The 10949-nt window shown below is 75.0% G+C and carries 13 protein-coding genes; 8 read left to right on the top strand and 5 right to left on the bottom strand.

The window, feature by feature from the left end; genetic code table 11:
- Positions 1-49: 49 nt before the first annotated feature.
- Positions 50-1063: a hypothetical protein gene (locus ABZ898_RS08200; protein WP_361654170.1), complete on the bottom strand. Its 1014-nt coding sequence runs from the start codon at positions 1061-1063 to the stop codon at positions 50-52.
- A 205-nt stretch (positions 1064-1268) separates the two neighbouring features.
- Here ABZ898_RS08200 and ABZ898_RS08205 point away from each other — a divergent pair, with 205 nt between their 5' ends.
- Positions 1269-1613, top strand: a complete 345-nt coding sequence (locus ABZ898_RS08205; RefSeq protein ID WP_361654173.1) for a DUF6412 domain-containing protein — start codon at positions 1269-1271, stop codon at positions 1611-1613.
- 156 nt (positions 1614-1769) lie between these two features.
- Positions 1770-2468 (top strand): membrane protein insertase YidC, encoded by a 699-nt coding sequence (gene yidC / locus ABZ898_RS08210; RefSeq protein WP_361654176.1) that lies wholly within the window; start codon positions 1770-1772, stop codon positions 2466-2468.
- Between the two features lie 13 nt (positions 2469-2481).
- Here yidC and ABZ898_RS08215 read toward each other — a convergent pair whose 3' ends face one another.
- From ABZ898_RS08215 to ABZ898_RS08225, 3 genes are all read right to left on the bottom strand, one after another.
- A complete protein-coding gene (locus ABZ898_RS08215; RefSeq protein ID WP_361654179.1) occupies positions 2482-3363 on the bottom strand; it encodes an LLM class F420-dependent oxidoreductase in 882 nt (293 codons plus the stop codon).
- A gap of 92 nt (positions 3364-3455) precedes the next feature.
- Positions 3456-3929, bottom strand: a complete 474-nt coding sequence (locus ABZ898_RS08220; protein ID WP_361654182.1) for a heme-degrading domain-containing protein — start codon at positions 3927-3929, stop codon at positions 3456-3458.
- Positions 3929-5002 carry a Gfo/Idh/MocA family oxidoreductase gene (locus ABZ898_RS08225; protein ID WP_361654184.1) on the bottom strand — a complete coding sequence of 358 codons (1074 nt, stop codon included), beginning with the start codon at positions 5000-5002 and terminating at the stop codon, positions 3929-3931. Before ABZ898_RS08225 ends, ABZ898_RS08220 begins: the two co-directional genes overlap by 1 nt.
- A 56-nt stretch (positions 5003-5058) precedes the next feature.
- On the opposite strand from ABZ898_RS08225, the gene ABZ898_RS08230 reads away from it, so the two are divergent.
- Complete coding sequence (locus ABZ898_RS08230; RefSeq protein ID WP_361654187.1) at positions 5059-6183, top strand: ROK family transcriptional regulator; 1125 nt, start codon at positions 5059-5061, stop codon at positions 6181-6183.
- 131 nt (positions 6184-6314) lie between these two features.
- On the opposite strand, the gene ABZ898_RS08235 is transcribed toward ABZ898_RS08230, so the two are convergent.
- Positions 6315-6452 carry a hypothetical protein gene (locus tag ABZ898_RS08235; protein ID WP_361654190.1) on the bottom strand — a complete coding sequence of 46 codons (138 nt, stop codon included), beginning with the start codon at positions 6450-6452 and terminating at the stop codon, positions 6315-6317.
- Positions 6453-6498: 46 nt separating this feature from the next.
- Between ABZ898_RS08235 and ABZ898_RS08240 the strand changes: the two genes are divergently transcribed.
- The 5 genes from ABZ898_RS08240 (at position 6499) to ABZ898_RS08260 (ending at position 10947) form a co-directional block, all read left to right on the top strand.
- Positions 6499-7596 carry a hypothetical protein gene (locus ABZ898_RS08240; protein ID WP_361654193.1) on the top strand — a complete coding sequence of 366 codons (1098 nt, stop codon included), beginning with the start codon at positions 6499-6501 and terminating at the stop codon, positions 7594-7596.
- 91 nt (positions 7597-7687) lie between these two features.
- On the top strand, positions 7688-8467 hold the full coding sequence (locus ABZ898_RS08245) for an HAD-IIA family hydrolase (protein ID WP_361654196.1): 780 nt from the start codon (positions 7688-7690) through the stop codon (positions 8465-8467).
- A 106-nt stretch (positions 8468-8573) separates the two neighbouring features.
- Positions 8574-9179, top strand: a complete 606-nt coding sequence (locus ABZ898_RS08250) for a hypothetical protein (protein WP_361654199.1) — start codon at positions 8574-8576, stop codon at positions 9177-9179.
- 12 nt (positions 9180-9191) lie between these two features.
- Positions 9192-9848: a class F sortase gene (locus tag ABZ898_RS08255; protein ID WP_361654202.1), complete on the top strand. Its 657-nt coding sequence runs from the start codon at positions 9192-9194 to the stop codon at positions 9846-9848.
- 106 nt (positions 9849-9954) lie between these two features.
- The gene (locus ABZ898_RS08260) at positions 9955-10947 is read left to right on the top strand and encodes a glycoside hydrolase family 6 protein (protein WP_361654204.1); all 993 of its coding nucleotides are present in this window, start codon (positions 9955-9957) and stop codon (positions 10945-10947) included.
- The last annotated feature ends 2 nt before the right edge of the window (positions 10948-10949 follow it).

A 10949-nucleotide genomic window follows, 5' to 3' on the forward strand; every position in this document is an offset into this window, starting at 1 on the left:
AGTTGTAACAGCAACCACTGACAGCGGCTAAGGGGGTGTTCAGCGCGCCCTACTGCACCCCGTGGCACTCCCCGTAAACCGGCCCGCTCGCGCACCAGCACCCCGCCCCCCGCCCCGGAGGCCAGGCAACCGCCAACCCCCGCGCCGCCAGCGTCGTCGCGTACTGCGGGAGCAGGGCGGGGTCCGCCGGGGAGGAGCCCTCCGAGGCGGCGAACGCCTCGTACGACGGGACCGTGCCCGTGACGATGCCGAGGTTCGGGGTGCCGGAGGCGGCGAGTTCGCGGAGGGAGGTCTCTATGGTCGCCAGGTGGTGGGGGTGGGAGGGGTACTCGTCGGCGAGGGCCGGGTACGCCGCGAGGAGTTCCGTCAGTTCCGCGGCGGGCCAGTGCAGGACGGCCACCGGGTACGGGCGGGACAACGCCTCGCGGGCGGCGCTCAGTTCGGCGCGGAGGCGCGAGAGTTCGGCCTCCAGTTCCGCCGGGTTCTCCGAGCCGAGGGACCAGACCCGCTTGGGGTCGTGCAGCTCGTCCAGGGAGACCGGGGAGGCGTGCAGGGTGTCGGCGAGGGCGTCCCATGTGTCGTGGGGCAGGCCCAGCATGCGGCGGACACGGTGGCGGCCGAAGAGCAGGGGGTGCGTCGCGTACGGGGGTTCCGGGGCGTCCGTCAGGAGCAGGGCCGCGCCCGCGTGGAACGTCTCGTGCGCCGCCTCCAGTTCGTCGTGCGACTCCAGCGACTCCGCGACGATCACCCAGGGCGCCGCGTCCCGCGGAGCGGCCATGCGGATGCCGTCGATGATCGCCCGCGCCTCGGCCTCGTGGCCGTACTCCCACAGGTTCGCCGCCTTCAGGGCGCGTACGAGCTGCGGACTCTCCAGCGGGCCGGCGGCGGACAGCAGGCGGTCGTAGAGCGCGGTCGCCGCGGGGCGGTCGCCGGACAGTTCGAGGTGGGCGGCGGCCCGCAGGAGCAGTGACTCCGCGTCCTCGGGGTACAGGTCGGCGGTCCGCTCCAGGCGTGCCGCTTCGGCGGTGTGGTCGACGTTCTCGGCAGGCGTGTCGGGGCGCATGGGTGACACGGTACTGCCGAGGGGTGACAGCGGAGGAGGGCGCCTGAGGAGGAGATTCCTCCAACTCCTGGCGAAGATCGGGAACCGGCGTGCGGCGGCGGGCGTTCGTACGGGGTGAACGGGCTCCCGCAGCGTGTGGATCGGGCAACCGTGGCTCGGGCAGGGAGTCGGGCGGACGCGGAACGCCGATCGGAGGGGGGCCTCGTTGAACAGCAGCCGTTCCTTCACCGTGCGCGCCCTGCTGCCGCTGCTCGTGCTGGTCCAACTGCCGCTGATCCACGCCGCCCTGCTCGGCTCCGCCGGTCCCACCGCCGCCGTCGCGTTCGCGGCGACCGCCGCCGCTGGCACCGCTCTCGCCCTCTGCTCCCTCCTCGCCGCCCGCCGTGTCCCGGCCGTCCCGCCGACGCGGGTCCGTACCGCGATACGGGACAGGGCCCGCCGTACGGCGTTCCTGGCGCAGCGTGACCCCGACGCGCGGGGGCGCCGCCGTCCCCGGGCACCGGGCCGGGCCCGCGCGATGACCTGCGCGCAGGGCCGCACCATCCGCTGAATCCCTGTTCCGCCCTCTCCACGCGGGTCGTCATGCCCCTCCGGGTCGCTCCCGGTCGTTCCCAGCCGTTTCCGGCCGGGCCGCGGCCGCGTTCCGCACCCGGCACGACGCCGTCCCGCACGCACCCACGCACGCCACCCGCACGGAGGGTCACCCATGTCCGTCTTCGCCCGCCTGGTCGAGCAACTCGCCGACCTGCTCCAGCCGTTCTTCCACGCCTCAGCGACCGCCGCCGCGATCGTCCTGTTCACCGCGCTGGTACGGCTGGCCGCCCACCCCCTCGCCCGCGCCGCCGCCCGGGGGCAGCGGGCCCGTGCCGCGCTCCAGCCGAGGCTCGCCGAGCTGCGCCGGCGCCATGCCCGCGACCCCGAGCGGCTGCGGCGGGCGGTGCTGGAGCTGCACACCGAGGCGAAGGTCTCCCCGTTCTCCGGCATCCTGCCCGGCCTGCTGCAACTCCCCGCGTTCTTCCTGCTCTACCACCTCTTCTCCAGCACCACGATCGGCGGCGAGCCCAACGCCCTGCTCGGTCACGACCTGTTCATCGCCCCGCTCGGCGGACACTGGACGGACGCGGCGGGCGGTGACCTCTTCGGCGCGGCCGGGCTGGTGTACCTGGTCCTCTTCGCCGTCGTCGCGGCCGTCTCGACCGTCACCTGCGTGCGGGCGCGGCGGGCGGCGGCCGGGAGTCCGGCCGGGGCGGGCGAGGCGGTGCCGGGGCTCGGCGCGGTCGGGAAGGTGGCCCCGTTCCTTTCCTTCCTCACCCTGGTCACCGTCGCGGTGGTCCCCCTGGCCGCCGCGCTCTACGTCGTCACCAGCACGACCTGGAGCGCGGTGGAGCGGGCGATGCTGTCGTGAACGGCGGGGAGGGTCAGGCGAGGATGTCCGCCAGCCTCCGCCAGGCCGCGCGCTGCAGGTCGTCGCGGGACACGTTCTCCACGACCTGCAGGGCGACATGGTCGGCGCCCGCGGCGAGGAAGGCGTTCACCTTCTCCCGGATGCGTCCCTCGTCCCCCCAGGCGTACAGGGAGTCGATCAGGTGGTCGCTGCCGCCGTCGCGCAGGTCGTCCTCGCCGAAGCCGAGACGCAGGAAGTTGGTGGTGTAGTTGGGGAGCTGGAGGTACATGTCCAGGTGCGCGCGGGCCAGTTCACGGGCGCGGGCCGGGTCGGCCTCCAGCACCACGCCGAACTCCGGTGCCAGCAGCGGTTCCTGGCCCAGGATCTCGCGGGCGCCCGCCGTGTGCTCGGGGGTGACGAGGTAGGGGATCGCCCCCAGGGCGCGCTCACCGGACAGGCGTACGGTCTTCGGGCCGAGGGCGGCCAGGACGCGCCGCCCGGCCGGGACACCGGCCGCGTCCAGCGCGTCCAGGTAGCCGACCAGGGCCGAGTACGGCCTGCGGTACTGCTCGGCCAGCTTGGCGTGGCTCACGCCCAGGCCGAGCAGGAAGCGGCCGGGGTGCGCGGCCTCGACCTCGGCGAACCCGGCGGCGCTCACCTCGGCGTCGTACTGCCAGATGCTCTGGATGCTGGTGCCGACGATCAGCCGGTCCGTCGCCTTCAGCAGGGGAAGGGCGTTGACGGGCGCGCTGCTGCCGCCGAGCCAGGCGGTGCCGTAGCCGAGTTCCTGGAGCTCGGCCGCCGCCTCCTCGATCTCACCGCGGCGGCTCGGGTCCTCGCTGCGCAGGGCCACGCTCCACACGCCGTACCGGCCGATCTCGGCCTTGGAGATGCTCCTGCTCGTCGAGTCGCTCATCGGGTCCTTCCCTCCGGCTGGATGTCGTGCCGTCGATCGTCGTGCACGACAGGTCCAACCGGAGGGAGCCGCGCGGTCATTCCGCGCCCGGATCACTCGCCGAGGAAACGCTCCAGCGCCTCGACGACCAGACGGTGGTCCTCGATCTGGGGCAGACCGGAGACGGTCACCGAGCCGACGACTCCGGCGCCCTGAACGGTGATCGGGAAGGAGCCGCCGTGCGCCGCGTAGCGGTCGGGGTCGAGCCGGGACGACTCCTCGAAGGTGGTGCCCTTGGCGCGGAAGCGCGAGCCGACCAGGTAGGACGCGGAGCCGTAGCGCTCCACCACCCGGCGCTTGCGGGCGATCCAGGCGTCGTTGTCCGGGGTCGAGCCGGGCAGCGCCGCGTGGAAGAGCTGCTGGCCCGCGCGGTGGATGTCGACGGCGATCGGCGCCTGCCGCTCCCGGCCCAGCTCGACCAGGAGGGAGCCCAGCGCCCAGGCGTCGTCGTGGGTGAAGGTGCGGAAGACGAGGCGGCTCTCCTGAGCCTCCAGGTCCGCCACGCTCGGGGTCTGCTGCTGCGTCATCAGAGGGTCACCGTCACCTTGTCGCGGGCGGAGCGGCGGGCCGCCTCCAGTACGTCGAGGGTCTCGGCGGCCTCCAGCGCGGTCACCGGGTTGGGGCCGGTGCCGCGGACGGCGGCGGCCACGGCCGCGTAGTAGGCGGGGTAGTCGCCGGGCAGCGTCTCGACGGCCGTGCCGCCGCCGGTGACCGGGGACTCGCCGGCGCCCAGGCGGCCCCACAGCGACTCCTCCTCGACGCCCCACGCGGCCTCGGCGTCGGGGCGGGCGCCGTCGCGCAGCGCCGCCTCCTGCGGGTCCAGGCCGTGCTTCACGAAGCCGGCGCGCGAGCCGAGCACCCGGAAGCGGGGGCCGAGCTGGGCGGTGGCGGCGGAGACGTAGAGGTGCGAGCGGACGCCGCTGACGTGGGTCAGCGCGAGGAAGGTGTCGTCGTCGGTCTCGGCGCCGTCGCGGCGGACGACCGCCTCGGCGTACACCTCGGTGACCGGGCCGAACAGGACCAGGGCCTGGTCGACGACGTGGCTGCCGAGGTCGTACAGCAGGCCGCCGATCTCCGCCGGGTCGCCGGACTCGCGCCAGCCGCCCTTGAGCTGCGGGCGCCAGCGCTCGAAGCGGGACTCGAAGCGCCAGACGTCGCCCAGGTCGCCGTCGGCCACCAGCTTGCGCAGGGTGAGGAAGTCGTTGTCCCAGCGGCGGTTCTGGAAGACGGAGAGCAGCACCCCGTGCTCGTCGGCGAGGGCGGCGAGCTCCCGGGCCTCGGCTGCGGTGCCGGAGATCGGCTTGTCCACGACGACCGGCAGGCCCGCCTTGATCGCGGCGGTGGCGAGCGGCACGTGCGTCTTGTTCGGGGACGCGATGACGATCAGGTCCAGCTCACCGGCGCGCGCGAGCAGTTCCTCGGGGGTGGCGGCGAGGCGGACGTCCGGGAACTCGGCGCGGGCCTGCTCCTGGCGCTCGGGGTTCGAGGTGACGACCGTGTCCAGGACGAGGCCGTCCGTGGCGGCGATCAGCGGGGCGTGGAAGACGGAGCCGGCGAGGCCGTAGCCGATCAGGCCGACGCGGAGGGGTGCAGCAGTCATGCCTCCTACTTTCGCAACGCTGTTGCCAAAGTGCAAGCGCCGGGGAGAATGGACACGTGAACAGGACGAGGAGCAACCCGGCGGGGGCGAATCTGCTCGCGGTGCGGTCCCACAACACCGCACTCGTGCTCGATCTGCTGCGCGGCGCCGGGGCGGAGGGCATCAGCAGGCTCGAACTCGCCGAGCGCACGGGGCTCACCCCGCAGGCCGTCAGCAAGATCACCGGACGGCTGCGGGAGGACGGCTTCGCCGCCGAGGCCGGACGCCGGGCCTCCACCGGCGGCAAGCCGCGCACCGTGCTGCGGCTGGTCCCCGAGGCCGGGCACGCGGTGGGCGTCCACCTGGACCGGGACGAGCTGCGGGTGGTGCTGCTCGACCTGGACGGCACGGTGGTGGGCGAGCGGCGCGGTGCGACCGGGCTCGGCGGCGGGGCGGAGCAGGTGCTCGCGCTGGTCGTGGCCGAGGTGACCGCGCTGGTCGCCGAGGTGCTCGGCGCTGCCCGGCCCGCGGACGCCCGGACGCTGCTCGGGGCCGGGGTCGCCCTGCCCGGTCCGCTGGACCACACGGGCGGGGTGCTGCACCGGGTGACCGGTTTCCCCGAGTGGGAGGGGTTCGGGCTGCGGGACGCGCTCGCCGGGCGGCTCGGGGTGCCGGTGGTGGTCGACAAGGACACCAACGCGGCGGCGCTCGGGCTGGCGGCGGGGGGCGAGCGGGGGTCGTTCGCCTACCTGCACCTGGGTACGGGTCTCGGCGCCGGCCTGGTGATCGGCGGCAGCGTGCACCGGGGGGCGCGCACGGGGGCCGGGGAGTTCGGGCACCAGGTGATCCAGCTCGACGGGCCGCCGTGCGAGTGCGGTGACCGGGGCTGTCTGGAGGCCCTGTGCCTGGCGGCCGTCGGGCGTGGCGACACCGAGGAGGCGGCCCGGGTGCTGGGCGTGGGCGCGGGGAACCTCGCGGGGCTGCTCGACATCGACCGGGTGCTGCTCGGCGGGCGGACCGTCGCCTCGGCGCCGGGGGTCTACGTCCAGGGGGTCTCCGGGATTCTCGCCGCGCGGGCCCGCCGCGAGGGGCTGCCCGGGGACACGGTCGCGGTCGAACCGGCGCCGGGCGGGGAGCGGATGGTGGCCGTGGGCGCGGGCCAGCTGCTGCTGGCGCCGGTCTTCGGGCGGGCGGGGGGCTGAGGGGACTCGGCTCGCGCGAGGGGGCCGGGCCCGGCGGGGCTGCCGGTTGGCGCATCCCCGGTCCACTGATCGGGCGGAGATGGGGGCGGGGCCGGAGTGGCGCGGGGGGAGCGGGCGGGGGTCCGGCATGTTCATGTGTTCATGCGATTGTCCACCGCTCTGTCGTCGTCCAGGTCGTCCAGGTCGTCCAGGTCGTCCGAGTCGTCCCAGTCGTCATTGTCCCGCCGCTCGTCGCCCGGTTCCGCGCCCGGTTCCCCACCCCGTTCCACCCCCCGATCCACCCCCCGTTCCGCGTCCCGCTTCTCGCCCCGTTCCGTGGCGGCCCTCTCCTCGCCCGCCGCGCTCTGCCTGGTCGCGGTCGTCGCGCTCGCTCCCGTGTCGTCCGCCGCCCCGGTCGCCCCCTGTCCGGCGGGCGACGACGGCTCCTTCCCGCTCGAGACCCGCATCCACGGCGGCCCCGACTCCTACGAGGCCGGCGGGGCGCCCGGCACCTGGTACATCGACCTCGTCAACACCGGCGCGCAGGCGTGCGCGGGCGTCCACCCGGTCGTGGTCCTCGTCGACGACGAGCGTCTTCTGCGGCCCGCGCAGGCCAAACTCGACTTCTACGACGGCCGCAGACGCCGCCCGGTCCGGCTGGAGAGCACCGACCAGCAGGAACTGGTCGGCGTGGTGGGGGCCGACGGCTTCGCCGGGTACACCGTGGCGCCCGGCGGGACGGTCACCGTCAGGCTCCGGCTGATGATCACCTCCGACGCCTTCGCCGACCACGTCACCGCCAAGGCCGCCCTGGTCCAGCGGCGCGGACAGGACGGGGAGTGGGTCGGCGAGTCCGGGGACTACGCCTTCGACATCGAGGGCGAGAAGCCCGGACGGAACCCGCACGGGCGGCCCGACCCCGGCCGCACTCAGGGCCCCGTACCCCCCGGCTACCCGGACCGCCCCGACGCGTCGGCCGGTACCGGGGACCCCGGCCGCACCCCCGGCCCGACCGGTCCCGCGGACCCCGACGAACCCGGCACCGCCGCCCCCGCCGACCCCAGCCGCGCCCCCGACACCACCGAGGAGGGCGTCACCCCGGCCGCCGACGAGCCCACCGCCACGGAGGCCGTCCCCGTGGCCCCCCTCGCCCCCGTCGACCCCGAAAGCGACGAAGGCGACGAGGCCACCGACGGAGAGGCCACCGACAGCGACGGCGACGGCGACGCCGGCGACGAGACCGGGGACCGCTACGGCGAAGCCGGGGACCCGGACGACGACGGAGAAGCCCACGACGGCTCCGGGGAAGCCGGCCGCGGCGCCCCCGAACTCGCCCGCACCGGACCGGCCCTGCCGCGCGGCCCCCTCACGGCGGCCGCCGCGCTTCTCGTCCTCGGCGGCGCCGCGCTGCTCACGGCCCGGCGGCGCCGCTGACCCCGCCCGCCCCCCCTCACCCCACGGGCACCCCCGCCTCACTACGCTGGACCTGTCAGCCGTCGGCAGGTAATCGCGGGAGGACATACGCATGGCAGACCGTAGGCCCATCGAGTCATGGCTCACCGACATGGACGGCGTCCTGATCCACGAGGGCGTGCCCATCCCCGGCGCCGACGCGTTCCTGAAGAAGCTGCGCGAGGCCGAGCGGCCGTTCCTGGTGCTGACCAACAACTCCATCTACACCGCCCGCGACCTGCACGCCCGGCTGACCAGGCTGGGCCTGGACGTGCCGGTGCGGAACATCTGGACCTCCGCGATGGCCACCGCCCAGTTCGTGGACGAGCAGCGGCCCGGCGGCAGCGCGTACGTCATCGGCGAGGCCGGGCTCACCACCGCCCTGCACGACGTCGGCTACATCCTCACCGACCACGACCCCGACTTCGTGATCCTCGGCGAGACCCGGACGTACTCCTTCGAGGCCATGACCAAGGCGGTCCGGCTGATCAACGACGGCGCCCGGTTCATCGCCACCAACCCGGACAACGTCGGCCCCTCCACCGAGGGCGCGCTGCCCGCCACCGGCTCGGTCGCCGCCCTGATCACCGCCGCCACCAAGAAGAAGCCCTACTTCGTGGGCAAGCCCAACCCGCTGATGATGCGCGCCGGGCTCAACGTGCTCGGCGCGCACTCGGAGACGTCGGCGATGATCGGCGACCGCATGGACACCGACGTGCTCGCGGGACTGGAGGCCGGCATGCGCACCTTCCTGGTGCTCACCGGGGTCACCCAGGAGGACGAGATCGACCGCTACCCGTTCCGTCCGTCCAAGGTCGTCGACTCCATCGCGGACCTCGTGGACCTCGTCTGAGCTGGGGCTTCCAAACCCGGTCCCACCCGGACGGAGCAACCGGACGCCCCCTGCGGATGCGGACGGGCACCGGACGGGGGAACCTCCCACTATCTGGAGGTTCACGATGGGCTCTCTTCGCCTCACTCTCTGTACTTCGATCCTCGTCGTCACCGCGCTGACCCCGGCGGCGCACGCGGCGGACGGCGGCTCGCAGGACGGTGCCGCGCACGGCACCGGCGGGCTCACCGTGGCTCCGGCCGCCCCCGTCCCCGGCACCGACGTCTCGCTGCGGGTGCGCGGCTGCACGGCCTCGCAGGGCACGGCGGTGTCGAACGCGTTCGTCTCGGACGCCCGCCTGACCGGCGGGCAGGGCGACCTCTCCGGGCAGACCCGGGTGCGCAGCTCCCTCGCGGCGGGCGCGTACGACGTGCGGATCACCTGCGCCGACTACTCGTTCACCGGCCGGATCAGCGTCGACGAGTCCGGGCCGGGCGCCCGCCCCGACTCCGACGACGACGAGCCGGACACCGGCCCCTCGCCGGTCGCCCCCGTCCACGCGGGCGGCGGCGGCACGGCGGCCGGGGCCGACACCAGCACGCTGTTCGCCACCGTGGCCCCCACCGGTTCCGGCCCCGGCGCCGCCCAGGCCCTGACCGGGCTGGCCCTCGCCGGCTGCGCGGCGGTCACGGTCGGCGCGCTCCGGGCCCGCCGGAGCCGCGGCAACGGCTGAGCGGGAGCCGTCATGTCCGAGGAGCGGGGGCATCCCGCCACCGGCCGGCTGATCACGGCCGCGGCCTGGGCCGTGCTGCTGCTCGGACTCTGGCTCTGGGGACGGGACGTGACCGGGCTGCCCGACCGCCTGGGCGGCACGTCGCGCGGTGACGTGGCCGGACTCGGCGGGATCACCCTGCCCGCCCCGGCGGCCCCGCTGCCCGACTCCGTCCCGCAGCGCGTCGACATCCCCCAACTGGCCGTCCAGGCGCCGGTGACGGCGCGCGGACTGGACAGCCGGGGCGGCATCGACCCGCCGCCCTTCGACCAGCCGGGAGTGGTCGGCTGGTACGGCGCAGGCACCACACCCGGCGCCGCCGGGACCGCGCTGCTGGTCGGCCACGTCGACACCGACACCCGGCCCGCCGTCTTCTACCGGCTCAGCACCCTCGAACCCGGCGAGACCGTCCGGGTGGTCCGCGCGGACGGCCGGGTCGCCCGCTTCACCATCGACGACGTCGCGGTGCTCCCCGCCGCCGGCTTCGACGCCGGACGCGCCTACGGCACCCGCCACCCCGGCCGCGCCGAACTGCGCCTGATCACCTGCGGCGGCAGCTACGACCGGGCGAGCCGCAGCTACACCGCCAACGTGGTCGTCTCCGCGTACCTCACCGGCGAGGGCTCCTGAACGCCCCCTGTTGTCAAGGGCGTTGACTTCCCGATCGCCCCCTGTCCGGCACGGCCGGTATGCCAGGATCGGTCCACCGGAACAAATGCGCCCAGGGGGGAACCGCATGGACGGGAAATGGGGCGGGCGGGCGTCCGCGGTGCTGCTGGGGGCGGCACTGCTGACGGCCGGGTGCTCGCCGGGGGGCGACGGTCACGGCGCGGGGGGAACACCCGGCGAGCCTCCCCGTGCCGCCGGCCCCTACTGGGTCAACCCGGACGGCAACGCCGCCCGCCAGGCCGCCGCCTACGAGAAGGCCGGCAAGGCGGCCGAGGCGCGGCGGATACGGCGGATCGCCGAGCAGCCGGTGGGGGAGTGGATCGGCCCTCAGGACCCGGAGCGGGAGGCCCGCGGCTTCACCGGGGCGGCCGCCGCGTCCGGCCGCAGGGCCCTGCTGGTCCTCTACAACATCCCGCACCGCGACTGCGGCCAGTACTCCCGGGGCGGCGCCGCCGACGGGGCCGCCTACCGGGCGTGGATCGACGGCGTCGCGCGCGGCATCGGGGACCGCGCCGCGACCGTGATCCTCGAACCGGACGCCCTGCTCCACCTCGTGGACGGCTGCACCCCCGAGGAGTTCCACGAGGAGCGCTACGACCTGCTGCGGGGCGCGGTCACCACCCTCACGGCCCTCAAGCGCACCCGGGTCTACCTCGACGCGGGCAACGCCGGCTGGGGACACCCGGGCCAGATCTTCGGGCCGCTGCGATCGGCGGGCGTGGAGCGCGCCGACGGCTTCGCCGTCAACGTCTCCAACTTCTACTCCACCGAGGACTCCGTCCGCTACGGCAAGCGGCTGGCCGCCGAGGTCGGCGGCAAGCACTTCGTCGTCGACACCAGCCGCAACGGCAACGGCCCGTACACCGGGGGCGATCCGGCCGAGCGCTGGTGCAACCCGCCCGGCCGGAGGCTGGGCGAACCCCCGACCACCAGGACGGCCGACCCGCTGGCCGACGCCTACCTGTGGATCAAGCGGCCGGGGGAGTCGGACGGCGAGTGCCGGGGAGGGCCCAGGGCGGGGGCCTGGTGGCCCGAGTACGCCCTGGGCCTCGTCCCGTAGGC

This window comes from Streptomyces sp. NPDC046860, assembly GCF_040645115.1.
Taxonomy (GTDB): domain Bacteria; phylum Actinomycetota; class Actinomycetes; order Streptomycetales; family Streptomycetaceae; genus Streptomyces.

Excerpts from the sequence above, each read along its gene's own strand:
- ABZ898_RS08245 (WP_361654196.1), top strand. The coding sequence starts at position 7,688 with ATGGCAGACCGTAGGCCCATCGAGTCATGGCTCACCGACATGGACGGC.
- ABZ898_RS08220 (WP_361654182.1), bottom strand. The coding sequence starts at position 3,929 with ATGACGCAGCAGCAGACCCCGAGCGTGGCGGACCTGGAGGCTCAGGAG.
- yidC (WP_361654176.1), top strand. The coding sequence starts at position 1,770 with ATGTCCGTCTTCGCCCGCCTGGTCGAGCAACTCGCCGACCTGCTCCAG.
- ABZ898_RS08260 (WP_361654204.1), top strand. The coding sequence starts at position 9,955 with ATGGACGGGAAATGGGGCGGGCGGGCGTCCGCGGTGCTGCTGGGGGCG.
- ABZ898_RS08200 (WP_361654170.1), bottom strand. The coding sequence starts at position 1,063 with ATGCGCCCCGACACGCCTGCCGAGAACGTCGACCACACCGCCGAAGCG.
- ABZ898_RS08225 (WP_361654184.1), bottom strand. The coding sequence starts at position 5,002 with ATGACTGCTGCACCCCTCCGCGTCGGCCTGATCGGCTACGGCCTCGCC.
- ABZ898_RS08250 (WP_361654199.1), top strand. The coding sequence starts at position 8,574 with ATGGGCTCTCTTCGCCTCACTCTCTGTACTTCGATCCTCGTCGTCACC.
- ABZ898_RS08255 (WP_361654202.1), top strand. The coding sequence starts at position 9,192 with ATGTCCGAGGAGCGGGGGCATCCCGCCACCGGCCGGCTGATCACGGCC.
- ABZ898_RS08215 (WP_361654179.1), bottom strand. The coding sequence starts at position 3,363 with ATGAGCGACTCGACGAGCAGGAGCATCTCCAAGGCCGAGATCGGCCGG.